This window comes from Candidatus Brocadiia bacterium (genome assembly GCA_041658285.1).
GTDB lineage: Bacteria > Planctomycetota > MHYJ01 > JACQXL01 > JACQXL01 > JBBAAP01.
The window spans coordinates 116,963-139,808 of the sequence record JBBAAP010000002.1 but is presented as its reverse complement, the minus strand read 5'-3'; the positions used below and the strand labels follow the sequence as shown (position 1 = coordinate 139,808).

The 22,846-nt window shown below is 49.9% G+C and carries 22 protein-coding genes; 7 read left to right on the top strand and 15 right to left on the bottom strand.

Annotated features, from left to right (window positions below):
• Positions 1 to 82: 82 nt before the first annotated feature.
• Genes WC980_02630 through WC980_02600 form a run of 7 tightly spaced genes read right to left on the bottom strand, consistent with a single transcriptional unit; the run spans position 83 to position 8,105 of the window.
• Positions 83 to 835 carry a hydrogenase gene (locus WC980_02630; GenBank protein MFA5793956.1) on the bottom strand — a complete coding sequence of 251 codons (753 nt, stop codon included), beginning with the start codon at positions 833 to 835 and terminating at the stop codon, positions 83 to 85.
• Between the two features lie 27 nt (positions 836 to 862).
• Positions 863 to 2,380: an NADH-quinone oxidoreductase subunit C gene (locus WC980_02625; GenBank protein ID MFA5793955.1), complete on the bottom strand. Its 1,518-nt coding sequence runs from the start codon at positions 2,378 to 2,380 to the stop codon at positions 863 to 865.
• The gene (locus tag WC980_02620; protein MFA5793954.1) at positions 2,377 to 3,858 is read right to left on the bottom strand and encodes a proton-conducting transporter membrane subunit; all 1,482 of its coding nucleotides are present in this window, start codon (positions 3,856 to 3,858) and stop codon (positions 2,377 to 2,379) included. Before WC980_02620 ends, WC980_02625 begins: the two co-directional genes overlap by 4 nt.
• Before the next feature lie 7 nt (positions 3,859 to 3,865).
• Positions 3,866 to 4,501, bottom strand: a complete 636-nt coding sequence (locus tag WC980_02615) for an NADH-quinone oxidoreductase subunit K (protein ID MFA5793953.1) — start codon at positions 4,499 to 4,501, stop codon at positions 3,866 to 3,868.
• A complete protein-coding gene (locus tag WC980_02610) occupies positions 4,498 to 5,421 on the bottom strand; it encodes an NADH-quinone oxidoreductase subunit H (GenBank protein MFA5793952.1) in 924 nt (307 codons plus the stop codon). Before WC980_02610 ends, WC980_02615 begins: the two co-directional genes overlap by 4 nt.
• Before the next feature lie 9 nt (positions 5,422 to 5,430).
• The gene (locus WC980_02605) at positions 5,431 to 7,404 is read right to left on the bottom strand and encodes a proton-conducting transporter membrane subunit (GenBank protein ID MFA5793951.1); all 1,974 of its coding nucleotides are present in this window, start codon (positions 7,402 to 7,404) and stop codon (positions 5,431 to 5,433) included.
• Positions 7,401 to 8,105, bottom strand: a complete 705-nt coding sequence (locus tag WC980_02600; protein MFA5793950.1) for a PTS sugar transporter subunit IIA — start codon at positions 8,103 to 8,105, stop codon at positions 7,401 to 7,403. Before WC980_02600 ends, WC980_02605 begins: the two co-directional genes overlap by 4 nt.
• 142 nt (positions 8,106 to 8,247) lie before the next feature.
• On the opposite strand from WC980_02600, the gene WC980_02595 reads away from it, so the two are divergent.
• Genes WC980_02595 through WC980_02580 form a run of 4 tightly spaced genes read left to right on the top strand, consistent with a single transcriptional unit; the run spans position 8,248 to position 13,593 of the window.
• Positions 8,248 to 9,027 (top strand): carbonic anhydrase, encoded by a 780-nt coding sequence (locus WC980_02595; protein MFA5793949.1) that lies wholly within the window; start codon positions 8,248 to 8,250, stop codon positions 9,025 to 9,027.
• A gap of 32 nt (positions 9,028 to 9,059) precedes the next feature.
• Positions 9,060 to 9,665: an NfeD family protein gene (locus tag WC980_02590; protein ID MFA5793948.1), complete on the top strand. Its 606-nt coding sequence runs from the start codon at positions 9,060 to 9,062 to the stop codon at positions 9,663 to 9,665.
• 40 nt (positions 9,666 to 9,705) lie between these two features.
• Positions 9,706 to 11,154: an SPFH domain-containing protein gene (locus WC980_02585; protein ID MFA5793947.1), complete on the top strand. Its 1,449-nt coding sequence runs from the start codon at positions 9,706 to 9,708 to the stop codon at positions 11,152 to 11,154.
• Between the two features lie 9 nt (positions 11,155 to 11,163).
• A complete protein-coding gene (locus tag WC980_02580) occupies positions 11,164 to 13,593 on the top strand; it encodes a kelch repeat-containing protein (GenBank protein MFA5793946.1) in 2,430 nt (809 codons plus the stop codon).
• A gap of 19 nt (positions 13,594 to 13,612) precedes the next feature.
• Here WC980_02580 and WC980_02575 read toward each other — a convergent pair whose 3' ends face one another.
• The 8 genes from WC980_02575 to rlmN all read right to left on the bottom strand — a co-directional run bounded on the left by WC980_02575 (position 13,613) and on the right by rlmN (position 19,899).
• Complete coding sequence (locus WC980_02575; GenBank protein MFA5793945.1) at positions 13,613 to 14,344, bottom strand: UDP-2,3-diacylglucosamine diphosphatase; 732 nt, start codon at positions 14,342 to 14,344, stop codon at positions 13,613 to 13,615.
• Positions 14,345 to 14,347: 3 nt separating this feature from the next.
• Complete coding sequence (locus WC980_02570; GenBank protein ID MFA5793944.1) at positions 14,348 to 15,154, bottom strand: prepilin-type N-terminal cleavage/methylation domain-containing protein; 807 nt, start codon at positions 15,152 to 15,154, stop codon at positions 14,348 to 14,350.
• A gap of 3 nt (positions 15,155 to 15,157) precedes the next feature.
• Positions 15,158 to 15,838, bottom strand: coding sequence for a prepilin-type N-terminal cleavage/methylation domain-containing protein (locus tag WC980_02565; protein MFA5793943.1), 681 nt, complete (start codon positions 15,836 to 15,838; stop codon positions 15,158 to 15,160).
• Positions 15,839 to 15,865: 27 nt separating this feature from the next.
• Positions 15,866 to 16,414 (bottom strand): prepilin-type N-terminal cleavage/methylation domain-containing protein, encoded by a 549-nt coding sequence (locus tag WC980_02560; protein ID MFA5793942.1) that lies wholly within the window; start codon positions 16,412 to 16,414, stop codon positions 15,866 to 15,868.
• Positions 16,414 to 16,950, bottom strand: a complete 537-nt coding sequence (locus WC980_02555) for a type II secretion system protein (GenBank protein ID MFA5793941.1) — start codon at positions 16,948 to 16,950, stop codon at positions 16,414 to 16,416. The genes WC980_02560 and WC980_02555 overlap by 1 nt, the downstream gene beginning before the upstream one ends.
• 3 nt (positions 16,951 to 16,953) lie before the next feature.
• A complete protein-coding gene (locus tag WC980_02550) occupies positions 16,954 to 17,421 on the bottom strand; it encodes a type II secretion system protein GspG (GenBank protein MFA5793940.1) in 468 nt (155 codons plus the stop codon).
• Between the two features lie 32 nt (positions 17,422 to 17,453).
• Positions 17,454 to 18,794, bottom strand: a complete 1,341-nt coding sequence (locus tag WC980_02545) for a sigma-54 dependent transcriptional regulator (GenBank protein ID MFA5793939.1) — start codon at positions 18,792 to 18,794, stop codon at positions 17,454 to 17,456.
• A 64-nt stretch (positions 18,795 to 18,858) separates the two neighbouring features.
• Positions 18,859 to 19,899 carry a 23S rRNA (adenine(2503)-C(2))-methyltransferase RlmN gene (gene rlmN / locus WC980_02540; protein ID MFA5793938.1) on the bottom strand — a complete coding sequence of 347 codons (1,041 nt, stop codon included), beginning with the start codon at positions 19,897 to 19,899 and terminating at the stop codon, positions 18,859 to 18,861.
• Between the two features lie 95 nt (positions 19,900 to 19,994).
• Here rlmN and WC980_02535 point away from each other — a divergent pair, with 95 nt between their 5' ends.
• The 3 genes from WC980_02535 (at position 19,995) to WC980_02525 (ending at position 22,846) form a co-directional block, all read left to right on the top strand.
• Positions 19,995 to 21,212: a hypothetical protein gene (locus tag WC980_02535; GenBank protein ID MFA5793937.1), complete on the top strand. Its 1,218-nt coding sequence runs from the start codon at positions 19,995 to 19,997 to the stop codon at positions 21,210 to 21,212.
• A gap of 121 nt (positions 21,213 to 21,333) precedes the next feature.
• Complete coding sequence (locus WC980_02530; protein MFA5793936.1) at positions 21,334 to 21,864, top strand: adenine phosphoribosyltransferase; 531 nt, start codon at positions 21,334 to 21,336, stop codon at positions 21,862 to 21,864.
• 118 nt (positions 21,865 to 21,982) lie between these two features.
• On the top strand, positions 21,983 to 22,846 hold the full coding sequence (locus tag WC980_02525) for a hypothetical protein (protein ID MFA5793935.1): 864 nt from the start codon (positions 21,983 to 21,985) through the stop codon (positions 22,844 to 22,846).

Sequence of the window (22,846 nt, the reverse complement as noted above, 5' to 3'; positions counted from 1 at the left end):
AACTCTTTTTAGTCGAACTGGTCCTAGCCCCGACGTAATAGTTGGGATAATGTGCCACTAAGTCGCTTTGCTCCAAGTGGCACTAGGCCTTGCCAAGAAGGCGGAGCATTCCGTCAAGAATAGTTAACGGGTGTGGGGGACAGCCGGGGATGTAAAGGTCTACCGGGACGATGGTATCGGCTCCGTCGCAGGATTCGGGATGCCCGCTGAACAGCCCGCCGGAGATGGCGCAGGCGCCGGTTGCAATGACTATTTTTGGCTTGGGCAGGGCGGCATAGGTTTTTCCCAGGGCTAACCTCATATTTTTGGTTACCGGCCCGGTAATCAACAGGCCGTCCGCGTGGCGGGGCGAGGCGACGAACTGGATTCCGAACCGGCCGAGGTCGAACACGACCGTGTTTAAGACGTTGGTATCGGCTTCGCAGGCGCCGCATCCGCCGGCGCTTACCTGGCGTAGTTTGAGCGATTTGCCGAACAGTTTCAGGAGCTTGGTATCCAATGGCTCCGGCGCTTTGTGGTCTTTTCCCTTAAGGATGAGTTCGGCCCGGGTTCGTCCGGCCAGGCTGTGGTTACGCCCGAAGGTTACGGCGTCAGGCGCTATCCGGGCGCATTGGCCGCAGAATACGCATCGGCCCATATCCAGGCTGAGGTTATTGCCGGCGCTTATCTTTAATGCCGCGGTCGGGCAGGCCTTAACCGCGTCTGCTATATGCCCGGCGCTGTTTGATACCGGCGCCGGCCGTCCGATAAACCGCTCTGGCAGGACGGGCAGTCCTTTCGGATACGGTATGGTCCGGTATTTCTGTTTCAACCGGGCGATAAGAATGTCCCACATAGTTTATTAATCCTTGTATACTAAATATTACAAATCGTGTCCGCAATAGGACAGGTTAAAACTCTTGTTGCACAGCGGGAAGTCGGATATCTGCTGGTTCCGCAATGCCAGCGCCAGCCCGAACCAGTTATGGAACGACGGGTCGATTACCTTGTAATGACCGACCCGGCCGGCACGGTCCGTGATGATGCAGTGGCAGATTTCTCCGCGCCAGCCTTCTGTCAGTGAAACCACCAATGAATCCGGTTTTAGTGTGGCTTCCGGCACCGAAATCGGTCCGCCCGGGATGGATTTTATTTGTTCCTTTATAAATGCGATAGACCGTTGTATTTCCATCCAGCGCACAAATGCCCGGGCGAAGACGTCGCCGTTGTTCCAGGTGGAAACGGGTATATGAGCGTATTGGTAGTAGCCCTGCGGGAAATCGCGCCGGATATCGCGTTCCAGCCCGCTGGCCCTGGCGGCCACGCCGACCAGGCCGGTCGTTTCCGCGGTTGATTTGGAGACGACGCCGGTTTCCTCAAACCGGGCCATAACGGAACTGTTGCTCCAGAGGAGGTTGACGGCCGATAGGGTGTCCTGTTCCGCATTGAGAAGCCGTTGTCCAATCTCTTGTATTTGTCTTTCGTCTATGTTATGCATAATTCCGCCCGGTCGGACAAGTCCGCGCCCGAAGCGGTTGCCGCACAAGACGGCGGTCATATTAAGGAAATCGCCGCGAATCCGGCCGCAGTAAGAAGCGGTGGGCAGGAATGCCACGTCTCCGGCCAGCGCGCCCAGGTCGCCGACGTGGTTGGCGATACGCTCCAGTTCCAGCGCGATGGCGCGCAGAACTTGCCCGCGCGCCGGCACGGACAAGCCGGACAGAGCTTCGATTGCCTGGCAATATGCCAGCGTATGGCCGATGGTCGTGTCGCCGGCCAGTGTTTCCATATAGTGGGCGGTTTTCTTGTCCGGTCCGCCAATCAAACGGCGTTCGATGCCGCGATGCTGGTAGCCCAGCGAGATTTCCAGGTGCAATACGTCTTCGCCGTGGCATTGGAACCGGAAATGGCCGGGCTCGATAATACCGGCGTGGACCGGGCCGACCGCGACCTCGTGGATTTCGTCGCCGCTGACCTGGAAGAATCCGGTTGTGCCGCAGACTGGTTCCGGTTGCCGGGGAGTGCCGCTGGTTTTTTTTCCGTCCCGGTATGCGGTATGGAATCGGATGGGTTTAAGCCAGGGATGGCCTTCGGGTTTTACGGACCATTGTTCGGCTATTTCGCGCTCGAACCAATGCGCTTGTGGGCAGTCCGAGGTGAGTGAATCAAACGAATCCCCGGGGAAAGATGATGCCGCGTATAACAATCCGTTTTGGTCGTCGGCCAATACGGCGATAATCCTGACCTTGCCGGAACTGTCGCCGGAGCCGTAAAAGGCCGCTAAACGGCGGCCCTGATGGATGGATTCAATGATGTGTTCCCTGAAATCATTGAACTCCAGCGCCGGCAGTTCCGCCATCGGGACCGCGATTGATGGTTTTATCTCCAGAAACCGTTTCATATATTGCCGCTCCATATAATCTTTGCCGCGTCAGTCAGGACATCCCGAAGAGCCTGGGGCATCCATAAACCCAGTATTAAAAGCGCTGCTAAGGGGATGCCGACAATGACGACTTCGGAGAAGGTGACAGAGGTTTTGTTCTTCGTGCTTTGAGCCGCGCCGTATGACATATTGATAACCATACGGAGCATACCGATGAATATCATTCCGGCGCCTGCCAGGGAAAGGGCCAAGGTGACGTAGTCTTTGGCCTGGGCGGCGGCCTTGAGTATGAAGAATTCGCTCAGGAAAATCGCGAATGGGGCGACGCCGATGAGCGCCAGTGAACTGCCCAGCAATCCGATTCCCCATAGCGGGGCCGTTTTCAGCACGCCCGAGATGTTTCTCATATCGTATGTGCCGTATATCTTGCCGACATGGCCGGCGCTCCAGAAACTGAGCGTTTTGGCCAGCGAGTGGTTAATCGAGTGGAAAAGCGCGGCAAAGGCGCCGAGCGGGCCGAGGCCCAGCCCGACCGTGATGATTCCGATATGTTCGACGCTGCAGTATGCCAAGAGTCGTTTCAGGTTATGTTGGGTGACGATGAATGCGGCGGAAACCAGGATTGAGAATAGTCCGAAGAAAAGCAGGATGTGCTTGACCCAGGCTGCACCGGCGGCAGGTTCGACGATTGGGATAAACCTCATGATGCAGTATAGGGCGGAGTTGAGCAGGAACCCCGAGAATAGGGCTGAGACGGGCGCCGGAGCCTGGCTGTGCGCATCGGGGAGCCAGCTATGCATCGGCGCCAGGCCGGCCTTGGTTCCGTAGCCGACAAACAGGAAGATAAAAGCCAGTTTTATTATCTTGGGGTCGAAGGATGCGGCATGCGTTTTTAGCTCCGTCCAGTTCAGGAACCTCAGGGAGCTCTTGTCGGCGAAGGAAGATGCGGCGCCGATGAGCAGGATGCCCATAAAAGCAAAGGCTACGCCGACGGAACAGACTATCAGGTATTTCCAGGTGGCTTCCAATGAAACCGGCGTGACATGCAGGCATATCAGGAAAGCGGTAATCAGGGTGACCGCTTCAAGCCCGACCCACATTACGCCCAGATTGTTGGAGAACAAAACCAGTTCGATGGCTGTGAGTGTGCCGAACCAGAGGGCGCCGAATTTGCGCGCGGTGTCCAGGTTAATCGGTTTCCCGGCCGGGCCGTTAAGGAAGTAAATCCGGGCGTAGAGCGAGTTGAGCCCGAAAATAACGGCCATAACCACTAAATGAAGCGCCGAAAGGGTGTCTATGTAGAACCATTGGCCGGCAAAGCTGACCGGGCCGGTTTTAAGGACAGAGTAACAGAAGATAAAAACGAGCGCGGACAGCAGGGACATGCCATAGGCAACGAAATTCATCACGGCGTCGGCCGATTTGAAGATGTAGCATAAAAGGCTGCCCAGGGCCGGTAAAATAAGCAGAAGCCAAAATAAATAATTCAGGGTCATACCTTGTTTATCCTTTTAAAGAGCTTAAGTGGTCGGAATCTATGGTGTTGAATTCCAGGTTAATATGGTAAATAATTATGGCCATCACAAAGACCGCGGTAAAAGCGTCAAGCAGGATTCCCAGTTCGATAAGGAACGGGATGCCTGAAACCATGGCCAGGCCGAAAGCGGCAATGCCGTTTTCGATGGTCAGATAGCCGATGACCAGGGTGACGGCATTTTTCCGGCTGATAATAAGGAACAGGCCGGTTAGTATCGTGAAAATAGACGCGGGGATTACGATATTAGTGCCGGCCACAGCCGTTGGAATAGGCATGGTGGCGCCGAGCCAGAAAGAGATTCCCAGCAGGACTATGCCCGCAAAAGAGGATGCGACATAACCGATGTATGGTTCGGATTCATGCCTGATATTGACTTCCCGCAGGGCGTTAGTCAGTATTTTGGGAAAAACACCGCCTTTTATGATGATAATCATTATGGCCATTAAGGCCGTTCTAATCGTAAGCTGGTGTCCGAAGGAGACCGGCAGCAAACCGACTATTATTCCCTGGAACGCCAATAAGGAAATGGAATAGGCCAGCCGGCTTGTTCCCAAAAGAGCCAGGTCGGTTAATATCACTACAGACAGTATAATATCGTTCATGTAATTTGGCTCCGGATGATTAATATAAATGCCAGGATGGAAAATGTCCCGGCAACGATAAGCAGCTGGGGTATCCGCACCAACCGTAATCGGGCCATTACCGATTCTATAATCCCGATAAGCGTCGCTAAAAGGAATAATGACCCGATGGCTATGAGCAGGTCAATAATTATTTTTCCGGTATGGAACGGCACTAAAACATTAATCAACAACATTCCCAATACCCACATTTTCAGCGATGAGGTGTATTGGATAAACGCGAAATCAGGTCCGCTGTGGTCAAGGACCATGACCTCGTGTATCATGGTAAGTTCCAGATGCGTGTTTGGGTCGTCAATAGGTATCCGGGCGTTTTCGACCAGGAAAACAATGACCCAGGCGCTGAGCACCAGCAGGAGCGGCGCCGAAATATCGTTCCATAAGGCAAATGAAAAGTGGGTGAAACAGCCGGAAAGCGATGTCTGGCCGGTCATTTTCACCAGTGCAATCAGTCCGATGGCGAAGGCCGGTTCGGCCATGGCCGAGAAGAAAGATTCACGGCTGGCGCCCATGCCTTCGAAGCTGGAGCCGGTATCCAGGGCGGAGATGATGGTTAAGAATCTCAGCAGCGCCAGGAGATATATCAGCAGGAAAATATCGCCCCGGAAAGAGAACAGCGCCGGAATGCCGGCCAGCGGGATTAATGTAATCAATAACAGCGCGATAGCCAGGCCGCCGACCGGTCCGGCCGCAAAGACCCAGGTGGTGGTCCGGCTGTAAACAGATTCTTTTTGGAGCAGTTTAATGAGGTCGTAATACGGCTGTAAGAGCGGCTGGCCATGCCGGCCGGCCCAGAAAGCTTTGACCCTGTTGATGATGCTTAACAGGAATGGGGCGCATATCAGGGCCAGGAATATGTTTATTAGCGAATATCCGTTCATAAATTAATTTTACATGCCGAAAATAATCAGTAACAGCAAAGTCAGCGCGATATAGAGCACATAAATCTGGACCCGTCCTTGCTGCATCACTTTTATCCGGTGAAGCAAGTTATATGCGATTCGGAAAAGGGGATTGAAAAGTATCGCCCGGGCTATATCCGCGCTGTGTGATTCAAAATGTGCCTCCGAAGGGAATACGCCTTCGGGTAATTTCCGGTCATAGGACAGTTTCTGGAAGAAACCTATCAACGGCAAAAACGGCTGGGCAAACGAGGATGCGGTATACTGCATCCGGCTGTTCGGCTGCGCATATCCGCAATCCCAGGTTACGGTTTTTTGGGCTTTTGCCTTTGGGGATAAATATTTGCGGAAAACCACAATGGCCGTGATAAGGAGAATCAAGCAGACAAACGACAGGGAGATGGCCTGCATTGATGCGGCCGTATCCTTGGGTAATATGCTGTAAATGGCCAGGCCGTTTGTCAATGCAAATACCTTTGATATGGCCGAAATGAAAAACAGCGGGTAAACTCCGATGGCGATACAGGCTAATGATATGGCCAGCATGGGGAATTTCATGCTGGTGCCGGGGTCATGCGCCTGGGCGGCTGCTTTGTTACGGGGCTCGCCCAGGAAACCTATCCCGAAAGCTTTGGTAAAACAGGCCAGGGCCAATCCGCCGATTATTACCAGCGCGATTATCACGGATATGGACGGTATCATAAGATGGTAAGTATTTGCCAAAACACCCTGTAACGCAGCCGAGAAAATCAGCCACTCGCTGATGAACCCGTTTAAAGGCGGAAGTCCGCATATGGCGATGGCGCCTATCAGGAACGAGGCGCCTGTTACGGGCATCCTTTTCAGCAAGCCGCCCAGCTTTTCAATATTCCGTTCGTGAGTGGAATGCATTACCGCGCCGGCGCTGAGAAACAGCAAACCCTTGAAGAGGGAATGGTTTAATACATGCATCAGGCCTCCGGCCAATCCCAAGAAAACCATGACCGGCTGGTTATAGCTTATTCCGAGCAGTCCGATGCCGAGTCCCAGGCAGATGATTCCGATATTTTCCATGCTGTGGTAGGCTAGTAACCGTTTTATATCATGCTGGGCGAGCGCGAATATCACGCCCAAAATGCCCGATGATATCCCGATAATAACCAGAGCAAAACCCCACCAAGCCGGGATAGTCCCGGAAATAAGCACGAATCTAATCAGCGCGTAAATGCCGGTTTTAATCATTACCCCAGACATCAATGCGGAAACATGAGATGGCGCGGCCGGATGTGCTTCCGGTAGCCATACATGCATTGGGAAGAACCCGGCCTTTACGCCGAACCCGATGACGGAAAAGATAAAAAACAGGTCTGCAAAATATTTACCGTATAGATGTGTATTACTCAAACCGTTGAAATCAAACGAACCGGTTTGGCTTCCGGCGATAAGAAACATAACGGTTAAAAACGCTGTTCCTATATGGGTGGCGATAAGATAAATCCAGGCTGAATCCCTGCTTGCCTCGTTTTCTCCATCAAATATAACCAGGAAAAATGAGGACAGGGACATGATTTCCCAGCTGAACAAGAATAGGATGGTATTTCTGGACGCCACGACAATGGCCATGCTGATAATCAACCAGTTAAACCAGAACCATGACCGGGCGGCTTTTTTTGCCAGGGCATCCAAATATCCCGAGCCGTAAATGCCCGACAGGGTGGACAGGAAGAAAATAGCCGTGAGGAAAAAGCCCGAAAGGCCGTCGATTTCAAGTGATATTTCGGCACCCGGTATGCCCCAGTTGAAAACAGCTGTTTCTGTAAGTCCATTAATAAGCATTAATATGGTAGAAATAAGCCCGATTAAAGAGCCGGCAATAGCGCCGTAACTTCCGATCTTAAATCCGATGCGCGGCGTATGGCTCATTAGCAATGAACCGATACCGCCCAAAAGCAGAATAAGTAATGCGAAAATAAATAATATCATTCTGCGGCGCTCTCCTCGTTTTTAACGGGGTTGGTGTCAATGTCGTTCAGCACGCTGAATATTTCATTGCTCAGTCCTTGGCGCTTTAAGACTTCTTTGAAAGACTCATTCTGTAGTATAAATGCCAGGCGGGAAAGAAGATAAAGATGTAACCGAATATTGGGGCAGATTAAAACGAAAAGAGCGGAAACAGGTTTCCCGTCTATGGCATGGAAATCAACAGGGTTTCCCGGGAAGCATAATGCGATTTGTGGTTTAGCGGATTGCACAATTATCGGGTTGCGCACATGCGGTATAGCGATGCCACCGCCTATTCCGGTGGAAGCCAATGATTCCCGCGCCAACAGCACCTTTAGAAGTAATTCGCGGTTTATGCTTTCGGGGAGATTTAATATCTTAACTATGGATTGCAGAACAGACTGCATATCCTTCCCTCCGACGCGGTAAAAAACACCACCTTCACGTAAGGCATCGGATATGGTTGGTAAAGGGGTATTTGCGCCCAGTTCGGTTTCCTGTGAAAAGCTGTCCAGATTTACATTAATCTTGCGCTCTAATGCCCACTCTAAAAGCTCCGATTTATTGAAACGGAATTGGTCTAAAACTTGGCAAGCAGGTATCTCGCCATTTTTTATCATGCGATATATGGTTTTTTCGGGGATATTCAGGAACTTAGCGGCATCTTTAACTGTTAGTTGCATGATTCTTTCTCTTATCTCATTGCCGGATAAATTAAAACAATTAAATCAGCATTGGAAATTAATTTTGGTGATTTATCAAGTATTTTAGCTGTAAATATTGACTAATCTTTCAGAATGACTATAAGAATAGCAGGAGTTTTTTATGTCTTTAGAGCAGTTTATCAAAGTCAGTCGGGAGTTTATGAAGAATACACCGGCGCAGTCGCTGTCAGAAATCAAGTCTCGTTGCCGCTGGGCTATCGTAACCTGCACGTGTTGCGAACTGATGGATTTCATCAACAAGGCGCTGGGACTGAAACGGGGCGAGGCGGTTTTTATCCAGAACGCCGGCAATACCATCACATCCTTCGATAACAGCGTGCTCCGCTCGCTGGCCGTGGCTATCTACGTGGTCGGCGCCAAGGAAGTTGCCATTATCGGCCATACTCATTGCGGCATGCGCATTGACGTGGCCAAGCTGACCGATTCGTTCAAGAAATACAACAAAACTCGTGAGATGATAAAGGCCGACGACCTGCGCGAATGGTTCGGCGTTATTAACGACGAGGAAAACAACGTCCGCAAGGTGGTCGAGTCTGTCCGGCAGTCGGACATCATCCCGCAGGAGATACCTGTCTACGGGCTGATGATTAACTCCGAAACGGGCGAACTGAAAGAGGTTCATCACAGCCTGGCTCAAACGACGCAGGCCGGGGTTGTTCATACTGAGACGGAGATTCCCACGGCCGACCTGGCGCAGGATGAGGCGCACCGTTTGGTGGCACAGCAGTCTGCCCGGCCAAGGCCGGCACAGCAACAGCCTGCCCGAACTGACGGCCGGTCAGGCGGGACGACCGGTAAGCCGGACTCTTTTGAAGATTTTGCCAAGCAGATAACCAATCCGGCCAAAGGGAATCAACCAAGACCTAAAAGATTAAGGTGATTAATCCGCCTTGAACATAAAGGAGTAAAGTTATGCCTATGATTGAGCTGGTTTTTATCGGGTGTTTTATTCTTGGTTTGGCCTATGCGGTTATTTCCACGATTTTTAGCGGGATTTTTGGCGGTGGTCACGAGGGCGGTCCGGAATCGGGCGGCTTTGATGCTAGCCACGACGTGGCCGGCCACATGGATACCGGCGGGGCGGATTCCGGTGCCATCCACTTTTCACCGCTCAGTCCGGTAATCATCGCTATGTTCGTGACCGCTTTCGGCGGTATGGGCATGGTCTGCCTTAAGTTCTTTAAGTTCTCGGTTTATGCCAGCATTCCTGTGGCGGTGTTGGGCGGTATCGTAACCGCCGGCGTTACTTTCTTCCTGTTTGCGGCATTATTCAAAGCCACCCAGGGCAGCAGTGAATCACGCCAGGTTGAGATGGTCGGATTGGAAGCCGAGGTTATTACCACTATCCCGGTTGAAGGTTTGGGCGAGGTGGCTTACGTGGCCAAGGAAACACGTTATACCGCGTCGGCCCGTTCTGCCTATAAAACCGAAATCAAAGCGCATTCTGTTGTAACCATAGAGAAAATAGTCGGTAATACGTTTTTCGTCAAACCGGCGGAGAGTTCCAAGATTTTATAAGATACAAATTAGAATATACCAATATTGAAAGGAGTACGTTATGGAAGGATTTGGATGGGTGGCCACGAGCGTTGTTGTTACTATCATTGTATTACTCCTGCTGTTGAGGATGTATTCCAACCGTTATACCAAGGTCGGTCCGAACCAAGCTATGGTTATTTCCGGACGGCGGCATAAGACCTTTGACGGCCGGTCCGTTGGTTTCAGGCTGGTAAAGGGCGGTGGCACGTTCGTCTGGCCGATATTCGAAAAGGCCGATATCCTGTCGCTGGAACTGATGACACTTGATGTCCGACTCAAGGAGGTCTACACCATAATTGGCGTTTCCATCAACGTGGATGGCGTGGCCCAGGTTAAAATTAAAGGCGAGGATCTGGCTATCCGGACCGCGGCCGAAAGGTTCTTGGGCCGGAGCGAGGAAGAGATAAAGAACATAGCTTTGCAGACGGTCGAAGGACATCTTCGGGCCATTGTCGGTACGTTGACCGTGGAGGATATTTATAAAAACCGTGACGCATTTGCCCAGAAGGTCCAAGAAGTCACGGGCGGCGATCTGGGCAATATGGGGTTGACCATTGACTCGTTTACCTTGCGTGACATCAAGGACGACCACGGTTATTTAGAGGCATTGGGTAAGCCGCGCATCGCTCAGGTCAAACGAGACGCCATTATTGCTCAGGCTGAGGCTGACCGTGATTCGATAATCAAGAGTTCCCAGGCCAACCAGGCCGGGCAGGAAGCCAAGTTTGCGGCTGATACCAAGGTGGCCGAATCCAACCAGAGTTTCGAGGTTAAGAAGGCCGGATACCAGATGAACATCAACCAGAAAAAGGCCGAGGCCGACCTGGCTTACGACCTGCAGAAGTACAAGACCAACCAGGCCGTCAAGGCTGAAGAAGTCCAGGTTATGGTGGTGGAAAAGGAACGGATGATTGACGTCCAGGAGAAGGAAATAACGCGCAGGCAGAAGGAACTGGAAGCGACCGTTTCCCGTCCGGCCGACGCGGAAAAATACAGGATAGAGACGTTGGCCAACGCCCAGCGGTTCAAGCTGATGACCGAGGCCGAAGGCCAGGCCAATGCCACCAAGAACATCGGTATTGGTGAGGCTGAGGCCAACCGGGCACGTGGTCTGGCCAGCGCCGATGTCATCAAGGCTACCGGTTATTCCGAAGCCGAGGCGATGTCACGCAAGGCCGAATCCTGGAAGGCTTATAACGAAGCGGCCGTGATTCAGTTAGTTATGGAAAAATTGCCTGAGATTGCCAAGGCGATTGCCGAACCTTTGTCCAAGACGGAAAAGATTGTCATTGTTAATCAGGGCGGCGATTCAGCCGGAGCTTCCAAGGTGACCAAAGACGTGACCAATATCATTGCCCAGCTGCCGCCGGTGCTGGAGGCTTTGACCGGGTTGAAATGGCAGGATATGATTGCAAAGATCCCGCAACTTGGTAACGTCAATAAGCCCGAGTTGGAAAAGCGCAAATAACCGGCAGTTATGGCATCCGGATTTATGCATAAATCAGTCCGGTTAAAAATAGGGCTTGTAGTTATTCTTTTCGTCGCGATGCTGGCCGGTTACGGCGGCATGTGTGGCAAGAAAAGGCATAACAGCGGCAGCAGCGCGCCGGTTTATTCCTGGACCGTCAAGATAGAGCATTTCGATACAACCACTCCGTCGGCCCGGGCTTATCATCAGATGGTCTGGGACGGCAATAAAATCATTATGTTCGGCGGGCGTGATGCTTCGGCCTATTACAACGACACATGGTTTTATTATCCGTTGAGCAATACCTGGGAATCGGCGGTGACAGCGGGCGGGCCGCCGGCCGGCCGGGCCGGGCACGCGGCGGTCTGGGACGGTAAGGAGTTCATCGTTTTCGGCGGGCGCAACGGCGCCAGTGATATGAACGACCTGTGGTGGTTCGAGCCGATATCCAATACCTGGACTGAAAAGATACCTAACGGTTCAGGTGGGACGCCGCCGGCCCGGAGTTATCACCGGATGTTTTACGATGGTTTGCTGGTGGTTATGTTCGGCGGGCTGTCGGGCACCACGCCGCTGGATGATTTGTGGTGGTATTCGCCCAAGACTAACAGCTGGACGCAGGTAATCGTGCCGGACGCGGAGGCCTGGCCTTACAGCCGGGGCGGTTACCAATTTGCCTGGGATGGCAAATACGCGCTTATGTTCGGCGGTTGGGGCGCTCAGTATTACGGAGACCTGTGGTGGTTTGACCCGTCTAATAGTGTCTGGCAGCCGCAGAGAGTGCCCGGAGCCGGGTTGATGCCTTCGGAGCGTTCCGGACATCAGATGATTTGGAACGGGTTCCGGGCCATTATGTTCGGTGGCTACGATGGGGCGCACCGGAGCGATCTGTGGTGGTATGACCCGTTGACCAATGCCTGGTCTATGCGAATCGCCTCGGGTAGCGTCGGCGCGCCTGACCCGCGCGAAGGCCACCAGATGGTCTGGAACGGCACCCGGGCCGTTATGTTCGGCGGTTATAACGGTACCAGATACCGCAATGATTTATGGTGGTATGATTCGTCAGTCGTAGATGGCCAATACATGCGGACAAGCCCATATACGCCGTCAGAACTGGGCGCTTATCCGGTCTCGGCCCATAAGGCGATTGTTTCCTGGCGCGATAATGCCAACGATGAGGAATCATATAAAATTGAACGCCGGACCGGTCTGGACGGCGACTACGAAGTTCTTGCTTTACTTCCGCCTGACAGCAGGTATTTTAGCGATACTTCGGTGGCGCCCAACACGGTTTATTATTACCGGGTCAAGGCCTATAAGGGTTTTTGGGAAAGCGAGTATTCCAACGAAGGTTTGTGCCTGACCTTTAACGATTGGATGAGCATAGCCGGCGGGATGGAGCACAGCGTCGCCCTGAAGGATGACCGGACGGTTTGGACCTGGGGATATAATTTCCACGGCCAGTTGGGCGCCGGCGTCAACGATACAGCGGATCGGAATATTCCGGTCAAGGTGTTTGGATTGGCCGACTATATGGATATTTACAGCGGCGGTTATTACAGTCTGGCCCGGAAGATTTATTCCACGCTCTGGGTTTGCGGACGGAACGAGCTGGGCCAGTTGGGTGTGGGTGATGCCAACAGTCACACCGTATTGACCGAGCTTGATTACGCGTTGGACTGGGTTAATGCGGTGGCCGGACAGTCGCACGGTATGGCCGTTAAGCAGGATAACACGATCTGGGCCTGGGGCGCCAATGACAAGGGTCAGCTGGGCACGGGCGATAACAACATCCGGATTTCGCCGGTCCAGGTGGGCATAGTTATGGGGTACGCCGGCGTGGCCTGCGGTAACGCGCACAGCGTGGTGACCAAGACCGAGGGCACGCTCTGGGCCTGCGGATATAATTTCTATGGCCAGCTCGGTCTGGGTGATATGCTGGACCGCAACACGCTCACACAGGTGGGCGCTGATATCGACTGGGAAGCGATTGCCTGTGGTTCGGACCATACTGTGGCTATAAAGAAAGATGGCACGCTCTGGGCCTGGGGATTGAACAACAAAGGCCAGCTTGGTTTGGGCGATACCGTCAACCGGTTGGTTCCGACACAGGTTGGCATTGACAGCGACTGGAAGTTTATTTCTTGCGGTCAGAATCACACTGTGGCGCTCAAGGAATACTATGGTCCGGGCTGGAATACGCTTTGGGCTTGGGGCGATAATACTTACGGGCAACTCGGGCTGGATGATACGGTTAACCGGACCGAGCCGGTCCGGGTGGGTAGCGACGTGTTGTGGGTTAAAGCCGTTTGCGGTGGCAACCATACGCTCGGGCTTAGGTCCGATGGGACTATCTGGTCATGCGGCAAGAACTTTTACGGGCAATTGGGTATGGGGGACACTATTTACCGGAGAGTCATGACCAATATCAACAGGTGAACCCGGGTAATCAATTCTGTCATTGAACCAATTCCAGTTGCCCATTAATCATAGTCACATAAGGCAGGCTGAAGCCGCCTTTGGTATCAGGCGCCAACTGGCCGGTGACGAAAAGGTGTTTGGTCTTGCCGTTGGTCGGCACTTCGATATGTTGCGCTTGGTGGATATGTCCGCAGATGACGGCGTCAAACGACAGGTCGAAATAATACTGAACGGTATCCATGACAATATTCTTGGACATAGGCGTTTTGGTTTCCTTGCTCCGGGCGCTCATTTTTTTAAGCCCCTGCCCGATGGTTTGGCCGACGCTATGAGGTAGGCTGCGGGTAATGGTTTTGACCACGCCGCTGCGCATCACCCGGCGGTAGCGCTGGTAATCCCTGTCTTGTGTGCATAATAGGTCGCCGTGGGTAAGTAATATCTTTTTGCCGTTGGCATTGAGCTCGTAAATCTCGGATAGGACGATGATGCCTGTTGACTCGGTCAGTTCCGGTCCGACCATATAATCGCGGTTGCCGGGGATGAAGTTTATGTTAATTCCGGATGACGACAGTTTTTTTAATTCTTTAAGGATATTCTGATATTCCCCGAGTTTTATGTGGCCCGGGCCGATCCAGATATCGAACAAATCGCCCAGGATGTAGAAATCGGTATTTTTAGATTGTTTTTCCATAAAATCGGCCAGGAATCCGATGCGTTCAGATTGGGTTGGATTTAGATGAGTATCAGAGAAAAACAGGATTCTTTGCATAGGTTATTGCCCCATGGGAATATAGACTTCATGTATGATGGCCCGGCTCTTGCGTTCGGCCGCGCTGGCCACGACCTGGAGGATGAACCTCAGCCCGCGAGGCAATTTTTCGTCTTCGGGCTTGGCGTCGCCGATGGGATAATCGAATTTAGATTCCTTTAATTGTTTGTAAGTTTTGCTGGCGGTATCGAAGAATTCGATATTAAACGATAGGATATAATGGCACATCGCAGTGATTTCCTCGTTGGAACCGTCAAAGTCGGATGTTTTGCGATTGAGTACATACAAGGTGCTTTTAGACTTGACGGTCTTGGCGGCGCCGGCGGTTGAACCAGCTTCGCCCAGTATGGTCGGGTCGGTTTCCTCGGCCAGGTAATATTTTATCAGGACGCCTTTGACGCCGTCCTTGGTCTGGGCCGTAGCTCGGAACTGGAGCCAGTCGCGGGCTGCGGATTCGTCAGTACCCTGGGCGTCTTCGCCCAGTTCGAACCTCTGCTGGTCGCCTTCCAGCGGCAGGCATCCGTTGATATCTTTAACCATATAATCAACTGCGGCCCGAGCCGTGCTGTAGATATATAACATATCGTATCCGTCGGTCGTTATTTTTGAACTGCTCGAGAAAATAGTAGCGATGATAACCATAAGCATAGCCATCAGGGCCAGGGCGACCATTATTTCTATCAGGGTGAACCCCGACCGGGGCCGGTTTTCAGACCGACGTGATTTTACGCTGACCAGGCCGTTAAGTTTTGATATGTATTGGCCGGTTGCTTGACTTAGGGTCGTCAGCGGGGTATTAGTTATTTTCATAATTTAACCGCCTGAGATTCTGAATACAAAAACTTTCTCCGCTTTTTCCGGAAGCTTCGCCGTCGAGCTGGGACTTGAAGAGCTCGATGTTTTGGGGACGCGATATATTTTTACGCCGAATTGGTAAAGCGGCATTGGTTTAAAACTGTCGCCGGTCTCGGTGGCTAAGCGGTCGTCATCCACCCGGCTGACTGTGAAGGTGAACGCGAATTGATCATAAAGCTCTGTTGGGTCGCCTGACGATTTGATATTGTCGATGACCTTTTTAATGAAATCTGACGAGCCCAGTTGGAAAGCGCCGGTTGGTTCAGGCGAGGCGCTATCCGCATTCAAAGGATTGGCGGCTGGGTGTGAAAACAGTCGCGGTTTAGCCGGGGCTGGGTCAACCGGAAGCGGTAAGGCAAAGGTATATGAGGAATCGGCTCCGGTTAGTCCGTCGTGGACCACGGTGGCTTGACCAGGTTTTTTATCTTTGATATTGCACGGGGTCGAGGTGCGCATGGCGATGGTCAGGGCGTTGCAGACTGATTCAGCGATACGGGCCGAGATGGTATCGTTGAGTGACCTTTTGGTACTGAGCATGGCGCTGGGGAAAAGAGACAGAACGCTGACCACTCCGATAAGCAATATGATCATGGCCACCAGTATTTCAATCAGCGTCAGACCGTTTTTCTTCTTACCCATTGGGTTCTCCTAATCGATTCGTATTTCTTAGTTATTCTGAAAAACTATTCTGCGCACCCGGCCGGTCAGAATGGTGTAATCAATATACATCTTACCGGTTTTATTTTCCTGTTCAAGGATGATGTCAGCTTCGCCGGGCGGGTTAAGCCCTTTGTCAGCCACGCCTTGGGGTAGGAACATCATGCCGCTGGGGCGGAATCCGACGTATGTTTCGGTCTGCTGGAATAGAGGCGTAGTTTTGGAAAACTTAACGCCCTTGGGCAGCTGTATTTGCTCGCCCACGATAATATCTGTTTTCTTGTCGAGCTTTTCTTCTCCCTCGGTTTCGTCCTCCTCGGCGTTCCGGTATATTGACATCAATGATTTTTCTTTGTCAAAGGAGATAAAATACACGGCTCGCTCGCTGATAGCCAGTGTGCTGGCTTTCATAAATACCGTACTGACGATATTGCCGGCCCGTTTTACGGCGTTGCTGGTTGGTATTGACATCCATGCTATGGTTGCGGCGATGGCAATGATAGCCATTACCACCAGCAGTTCGATAAGCGTAAATCCCGATGATTTTCTTGGTATCATTATTTTTCCAGTTTCCAGTTATTGATATCGTCATTATCAGCGGCGCCGTCCGTGTCGTCTTTTTGGTTTGGCCCCCATGATTCGATATCCACGATATCTTTATTGTTTTTACCGCCGGCATCAGAATGGTCCGTACCGGGATTTTTGTAATAGAGTTCGGTTCCCCAGATGTCAATGACCTTCTCGCCGGAAAGTTCGGTTTTGCCAAAACCGCCGGGCACGGCCGGGCCGAATTTTTCTTTACTGGTTTCTCCGGTGGTTGGGTCATAGCCGCCGGCCTTATCAAGCTGGGTGCCCAGATAATGATATAGAGACTTGGCTCCCGGGTATTCACCTTCGGATGGCGGATAGGCGTAGTATGCCGATTTATATTCTTCCATGGCGTTAAGTATTTTCTCGACAAGCGCTCTGGTGGCTTTTATCCGCGCTTGTTCCTTGCCGCGTTGCACTCCGTTGACTACCATGCTGGCCAACAAGGCAATGATGGCGATAACCACTAGAAGTTCAATTAATGTAAACCCTCTGTTCTTTCGCATAGATTAATCCCAATTATTAATTTTATCTTTTTCTTCGGCTCCGTTTTCGGTCCAGATGTCAAAGGTGAATGCGTTATGCATTTCGGCCGTCTTGGTTTTCTCAGAGGCATTTTCTCGGTAGTAATATGGTTTATTAAGAGGGCTGTTGTATTCGCCGTCGGCCAGCCGGCTTTTTTTGAATTGGTAATAAGGCGGTTTGGGCGGGCTGGACATGGCATCACCCTGAAGAGCGTCGACCAGCGGTTTACCGGAGAAGGTGGCGTCGTCTTCGGGATAGCGGCCATTGTCGGTTTCATACATAGACAAAGCGCCGGCCAAGCCGGCAATCTCGGTTTTGGCCAAGGCTTCTTTGGCTTTTAACTGGCTCTTTATAATGGTGGGTATGCCGATGCCAGCCAGCAGGGCGATGATGGATATGACCACCATAAGTTCAATAAGAGTAAACCCGGTTGACAAGGTGTTATTTTTCATATATCATACCTCCACTGATAATATAGCACATTTTATGTGTCAATGCCATATTTTTTAAGTTTTTCCCATAGAGTTTTTCGGCTGATTTGGAGAATACGGCTCATTTCGCCTTTGTCGGCTTTGGTGATGATAAAAAGCCGTTGTATGTAATCCTTTTCGCAGTGTTTGACGAATTCGTTCAGGCTGACCATATCTTTGCCGTCCATAAGAGGACTGAAAGAGCTTTCTAGCAGGTTTTTCCTTTCCAGAATCATAGACGGTCCGGCTAAGGTGATGGCGCGTGAGACGGAATTTTCCAGCTCGCGGACATTGCCTGGCCATTTATGATTAGTCAGGGCCAGCAGGGTTTCTGGTTCTATTTTATATTCCTTGCCGGGCGGCGAAAATTTGCGGATGAAGTGCTCGACCAAGAGCGGGATATCCTCGGTTCTGTCTCTTAAAGGAGGTATTTTGATGGTAATCACTTTAAGTCGGTAGAAGAGGTCTTCGCGGAAACGATTGTTCGTGACCATTTCAAAGAGGTCTTTTTTAGATGCGGCGGTGATGCGGATATCGACCTTGATGGTGCTGGTACTGCCAATGCGTTCGAAGGTATGTTCCTGCAGGACGCGAAGGAACTTAGTCTGGATGGATAGAGGCATATCGTCGATATCATCGATGAATATGGTGCCTTTATCAGCCAGCTCAAACCGGCCGATTTTCTGGGCTCGGGCATCAGTAAAAGATCCTTTTTCGTGGCCGAACAGGTCGGATTCAATAAGAGTTTCTGGCACCGCATGGCAGCCAAATTTGACTAGTGGGTTATCACGTCGGGTGCTTTTATAATGGATTGCTTCAGCTATGAGTTCTTTGCCGGTGCCACTTTCTCCTTCGATTAAAACAGTCGTATCGGATCCCGCGACACTTTCGATCATCTGGTAGACCTGGGCCATTTTAGGGCTTTTACCGACCAGACCTACATACTGTGGCTTGATGTTCAAGTCGCTTCTGACTTTTCTGTAGTCGTCTTTGACGGAACGGAATTTTTCTATTTTTTCCAGTAAGAGCAGTATTTCATTATTATAGAAAGGTTTTTGGATATAGTCATAGGCTCCTTCCTTAAGAGCCTGTATGGCTGAATCAGCCGTGCCGTAGCCGGTAATCATGATAACTGGTAAGTCAGGATTATTCTTTTTGAGCCGCCGGAGGACTTCCATGCCGTCCGTACCGGGCATTTTGATGTCTAGTAGGACGCAGTCATAATTATCAGTTTCGGCGTATTGTAGCGCGGAAAGACCGTCATAGGCAACGGCAACGGTATGTCCCTTGTCGCGCAGGGCGTCGCTCAATGTTACAGTGATTGTTTTTTCGTCGTCTGCCAAAAGGATTTTCATATTTTAATTCGATGATAGAAGCTTACGCCTGATTTGTCAATAAAAAAGAATGTATAGTTCGGTTTTAGGGGTTATTGTACTTAGCGCTGAGCTGGCCGCAGGCCGCATCTATGTCCTGTCCGCGCGATTGGCGCATGGTGGTATGTACTTTTAGCTTAAAGAGGCATTCTTGGAAGCGGATGATATTTTCTACGGAAGGGGGTTTCATAGGTTCCGGGCAGTGTACCAGTGAATGTGGGTTGAAGGCAATAAGATTGACTTGGCATTTAAGCCCTTTTAGCAAAGCGGCCAGCGCCTCGGCATCCTGGACTGATTCGTTGATACCGGATATCAGAATATATTCGAAAGTAATCTGTCGGTTAGTTTTTGCCACATATTCGTGGCAGATTTTAATCAGAAGTTCTATGGGATATTTTTTATTAATTGGCATAAGCCGATTGCGAACGGTGTTAAAAGGGCTGTGCAGGGAAACGGAGAGTTCGACCTGAAGTCCGGTTTGACTCAGGCGAGCTATGCCATCGGGGATGCCTGCGGTGGATATGGTAATGCGTCTGGCGCCGATATTGAAATATTTGGGTGAATTAATTATCTTGATGGCGTCAAGGACGTTTTCCAGGTTGTCCAAGGGTTCACCCATGCCCATAAAAACGATATGGGTTACTTCGTGGCCGAGTATTTTGGACAGAGCAATTTGATCAAGTATTTCGGTTGGTTTGAGATTACGTACAAAACCGTTCGCGCCGCTGGCGCAGAATTGACAGGCGTGCCGGCAACCGACCTGAGTAGAAACGCAGACGGTGCATCGATCGCGATAAGGCATAGTGACGCTTTCGATATACTTGTTGTCGTTGGTGGATAGGAGGTATTTCTCGGTTTTATCCAGTTTGGATATCTGGCGATTGGTTAATGTGAGTGAGTACAGAGAGAATGATGATTCTAGTTTTGTCCGTAATTCCAGTGACAGATTAGTCATTTGGCTGAATTCATTTACGGGTTTGACATAAAGCCACTGATAAATTTGTTTTATCCGGTAAGGAGGCTCGTTATGTTTCTTAAGCCATTTTATCAGTTCTGGCTCGGACAGATCTTTTATGCATAGTAACATATGTTTCCACTATATGCATGGTTTTTGATATGTCAATATCTAATAGTTTAATTATTTGACAGTGTGATGGGATATTATAATATCTAGATATATTAATGAATAGCGGAAGAGAAAATGTCATGAAAATATGTGTTTTGCTGGCGGCGCTGATGCTTGCTATGGTTTTGCCAGTGCATAATAATTACGCTATGTTTGTTTCTGACCATAGCAGTTATTCGCAAGATTGTTATAAGGATAAAGAAAAGAAAAAAGATAAGGGTAAGGAAGACAAGACTGATTTAGGTAAAATTGACGTCAAACCATCCAAGGAAAGGTCTGCTAAATCAGATATTAAGTCTAAGCCGCCGTCGGAGAATAAAGGAAAGCTGAGAGATTTTTCCGAGCCTTACTTTGGAAAGCGTTCGGAGCAGAAGAGTGATAAGCCGGGTCGTGATAACGGCAGGGAAAATGATAAAGGAGATGGCAGGAATTTATGGAATGATAGGGATAACGACGAGCATAGTCATGATCGGGATAAGGGCGACCGCGGCCAGAGTCGCCCGCCACGGCGTGAAAAGGGCAATTCCGTGGAAACACATCCAAACGATGATAAACACGATATTGGAATCTCTTCGCACAGTCATCATGATGTTTACGAGATTGAGGAAGGGGATTTCTTGGATGATTTTACAAACGATGTTTTTGACGGATTTCTGGGAGGCATGTACTATTTTATGTTCGGAGATCACGGCTTCAGGTACAGCGGGCGTCCTTATAACCATAAATTAGACCCGGATAGGGGCGTCTATGTTTTTAGTCAGGAGAAGCAAGTTGCCGCAACTCATGCATTCCAGTTAAGGAATTATTACCAGCCGGTCAATGATGGTGTTAGGTCTTACGGCACCTACGGTAAAATATTATTCCCTTCAAGCGTAAACTGGGACCTGTATACTAACAGTTATTATGAGCGGTTTAACGGGCGGATGGATTCACTTAGATATTTTTCCACGTACCTTAATTTAGGCGGATTGACATCGAATACCAATGTAACCTTCCAGTTGGGATTAGGTGGGGTGGTTCTGACCAATGTTAGCGGGGACCAGCATGGAAGTCCGTCGGCGCAGGTGAAATTGGACTGTTTTCCACGAGAGCCGATAGGTTTGCATGCATTCAGTAATTTTTCCGCGCCTTCAAGGGAAAGCCTGATAAATTGGGGTGTTGAAATCGGATGGCATAGTGGCGTGCTTGAATTATTCATAGGACATCATGCCTTGATTAACTCTGAAGGCAACCAGTTAAACGGACCGGTAGTTGGTTGTGGATTGTGGTTTTAAAGAGGTTGAATGATTTAAGTCAAAGATTGCGGAGTTACTCCGACACATTATAAAAATCCGGGGGAAAAGCAGTCGAATTTTTAATAAGTATTTATTTTAATAGTGCTAACGTAGTTTATATATGAAAAAGCTTAATTTGCAGACGCTAAGGAAACAAATAAGAACATATAAGGATTGGCCAAAGAAGGGAATTAATTTTTTAGACATAACGAAATTGTTGTATAATCGGGTTATGTTTAGGAAAGCTATCAGACTTATGGTAGATTCATTGCTTGAAAAACGGGTGGAAGTGGTGTTATGTCCGGAATCTCGTGGATTCATATTTGGTGCCGCAGTTGCTATGTTGCTAAGTGCAGGCGTATTAGTGGCAAGGAAATCAGGAAAACTACCTCCTTGTCCGAAAAAAAAAGTGAGTTATAATCTAGAGTATGGGAAAGATGCCCTTGAAATACCTTCTGGTTTTATACGTAAGGGGACTCGGGTGGCGATCGTTGATGATGTGTTGGCCACAGGTGGTACCGCTAAAGCTTTGGAGGGCGCGGTAACTAAAATGGGAGGTGTGGTGGTATCTAACGTGTTTCTTATTGAAATAAAGGATTGTCAAGGTCGGGGAAAGCTTGAATCCCTGGTATATTCGATACTTGATTTTTAAATCATTTTCTTCCATCCTATCTGTATAAATTTATTAAGCACGGGTACGAGTTTGACATAACAAAGTAAAAGTCAAAACAAGTTGACATGGGAATGCAATAACCTATAATTCATCAATTATGAAATGGATGATTATCATTGTGGTGTTATTTCTTCCCGCTTGCAGTAGCACCTCAAATCCTACAGTTAATTCGGAAAATAATGTTGACTCCCGGAAGATAGAACTTAAAGCTATCTATACTGTTGACCAGGATGTTCGAAGCCAGTACCAGAAGCAGGATTTGCTCCGGGCCCAGGTTCTTCAGTCAACCAAGGAAAATCGATTGGAAGAGGCTAAGGAACTTGCCGACCAGAGTAATAAACTGGCCAAAACAATCAACGAATTGGAAATACAATTGACCGATCTTATGGACCGCCATCAGAAGGATTGGGATGATCAGGATTGGTTTCATAAAATTACCGTCGAGCTTGGCCCGCAATACACTTATTTCGACAACGACCTTAAAATAAAAGATGGTTTTGGTTCCCGACTGCGGATAAATCGCAGCCGCGAAGAGCTTAAGCGTATTCATACATATCCTTTGATACCGGCTCGTAACGAACCTTTACGCCGGGTGGATTCGTCGCCTTTGATAATCGAACTGAGGAATTCTCAGGCTAAGACAACAACCGGGACTGAAATCAGGAATGCAACGGTAAATACCGGTCTTGTTGGTTTTGGCGTAGCCGGAGAAATTTGGGAAGATATGTACTTGGGGCTGAGTTTGATGGCTGGCGGGCAAAAATACAGCAATACGGTTCCCGAGGATACGGCACCAATTGTTTCTTATTCAACCGGCATCAAACAGTATTTGTCCCCGAAAGTATCCTTGGGGTTTTCTGTTGCTGAGGATGTGATTTGGACCAATGCTACCAAAGAAAATAATAAAATAGGGACATTCTATAATTTTAGTATCACCTGGTTGTTGAGGATAAGGTTGTAA

What these genes read in the sequence shown, in the direction of transcription:
- WC980_02595 (MFA5793949.1), top strand. Translation starts at nt 8,248, where the DNA reads ATGTCTTTAGAGCAGTTTATCAAAGTCAGTCGGGAGTTTATGAAGAAT.
- WC980_02570 (MFA5793944.1), bottom strand. Translation starts at nt 15,154, where the DNA reads ATGAAAATAACTAATACCCCGCTGACGACCCTAAGTCAAGCAACCGGC.
- WC980_02530 (MFA5793936.1), top strand. Translation starts at nt 21,334, where the DNA reads ATGAAAAAGCTTAATTTGCAGACGCTAAGGAAACAAATAAGAACATAT.
- WC980_02535 (MFA5793937.1), top strand. Translation starts at nt 19,995, where the DNA reads ATGAATAGCGGAAGAGAAAATGTCATGAAAATATGTGTTTTGCTGGCG.
- WC980_02525 (MFA5793935.1), top strand. Translation starts at nt 21,983, where the DNA reads ATGAAATGGATGATTATCATTGTGGTGTTATTTCTTCCCGCTTGCAGT.
- WC980_02560 (MFA5793942.1), bottom strand. Translation starts at nt 16,414, where the DNA reads ATGATACCAAGAAAATCATCGGGATTTACGCTTATCGAACTGCTGGTG.
- WC980_02630 (MFA5793956.1), bottom strand. Translation starts at nt 835, where the DNA reads ATGTGGGACATTCTTATCGCCCGGTTGAAACAGAAATACCGGACCATA.
- WC980_02580 (MFA5793946.1), top strand. Translation starts at nt 11,164, where the DNA reads ATGGCATCCGGATTTATGCATAAATCAGTCCGGTTAAAAATAGGGCTT.
- WC980_02565 (MFA5793943.1), bottom strand. Translation starts at nt 15,838, where the DNA reads ATGGGTAAGAAGAAAAACGGTCTGACGCTGATTGAAATACTGGTGGCC.
- WC980_02615 (MFA5793953.1), bottom strand. Translation starts at nt 4,501, where the DNA reads ATGAACGATATTATACTGTCTGTAGTGATATTAACCGACCTGGCTCTT.
- WC980_02585 (MFA5793947.1), top strand. Translation starts at nt 9,706, where the DNA reads ATGGAAGGATTTGGATGGGTGGCCACGAGCGTTGTTGTTACTATCATT.
- WC980_02575 (MFA5793945.1), bottom strand. Translation starts at nt 14,344, where the DNA reads ATGCAAAGAATCCTGTTTTTCTCTGATACTCATCTAAATCCAACCCAA.
- WC980_02600 (MFA5793950.1), bottom strand. Translation starts at nt 8,105, where the DNA reads ATGCAACTAACAGTTAAAGATGCCGCTAAGTTCCTGAATATCCCCGAA.
- WC980_02590 (MFA5793948.1), top strand. Translation starts at nt 9,060, where the DNA reads ATGCCTATGATTGAGCTGGTTTTTATCGGGTGTTTTATTCTTGGTTTG.
- WC980_02610 (MFA5793952.1), bottom strand. Translation starts at nt 5,421, where the DNA reads ATGAACGGATATTCGCTAATAAACATATTCCTGGCCCTGATATGCGCC.
- WC980_02620 (MFA5793954.1), bottom strand. Translation starts at nt 3,858, where the DNA reads ATGACCCTGAATTATTTATTTTGGCTTCTGCTTATTTTACCGGCCCTG.
- WC980_02605 (MFA5793951.1), bottom strand. Translation starts at nt 7,404, where the DNA reads ATGATATTATTTATTTTCGCATTACTTATTCTGCTTTTGGGCGGTATC.
- WC980_02550 (MFA5793940.1), bottom strand. Translation starts at nt 17,421, where the DNA reads ATGAAAAATAACACCTTGTCAACCGGGTTTACTCTTATTGAACTTATG.
- rlmN (MFA5793938.1), bottom strand. Translation starts at nt 19,899, where the DNA reads ATGTTACTATGCATAAAAGATCTGTCCGAGCCAGAACTGATAAAATGG.
- WC980_02625 (MFA5793955.1), bottom strand. Translation starts at nt 2,380, where the DNA reads ATGAAACGGTTTCTGGAGATAAAACCATCAATCGCGGTCCCGATGGCG.
- WC980_02545 (MFA5793939.1), bottom strand. Translation starts at nt 18,794, where the DNA reads ATGAAAATCCTTTTGGCAGACGACGAAAAAACAATCACTGTAACATTG.
- WC980_02555 (MFA5793941.1), bottom strand. Translation starts at nt 16,950, where the DNA reads ATGCGAAAGAACAGAGGGTTTACATTAATTGAACTTCTAGTGGTTATC.